Below are 501 nucleotides of genomic sequence, written 5' to 3'. Positions count from 1 at the left end.
GCACGGTTGTACCATGAGCGGTCGAAGAATACCATTTCGCCTGCGGTCGGCAGGTTTTGGATGTAGCGTTGGAAATACCATTGGCCGCGTTCGGTAGTGGTTGGTTTTTCCAAAGCAACCACGCGCGCGCCACGCGGATTCAGGTGTTCCATGAAGCGTTTGATGGTACCGCCTTTACCGGCTGCGTCGCGGCCTTCAAACAGGCTGACAATACGCTGACCGGAATCTTTAACCCAGCTTTGTACTTTCAACAATTCGATTTGCAGCTTCTGTTTTTCTTTTTCGTAAACAGAGCGGCGCATACGTTGTTTGTATGGGTAGTTGGCAGGAAGCGGTGCGCTGCTGGAATCTTCGTCAGTGCCGCGTCCTTCGTGTTCCAAAACAGCCTTTTCGAATACTTGCAGCTGGTCTTGTTTCTCGCCCAGTTCAACATTCTCGAACGGTTCTAATTGGTGGTCTGCCATAAAGTCTCCTTATCGATTAAGTTTTAAATGATATGGT

General features: G+C 49.5%; 1 pseudogene. It reads right to left on the bottom strand.

Features of this window, described 5'->3' with window-relative positions:
• Positions 1–464: pseudogene (locus ACTHUE_RS20140) on the bottom strand (polyphosphate kinase 2); the annotation flags it as partial.
• Positions 465–501 lie beyond the last annotated feature (37 nt).

The organism is Neisseria sp. P0021.S005 (assembly GCF_051956955.1).
Note: the sequence above shows the minus strand (reverse complement) of the source record. Positions and strands in the feature narration are given on the sequence as shown.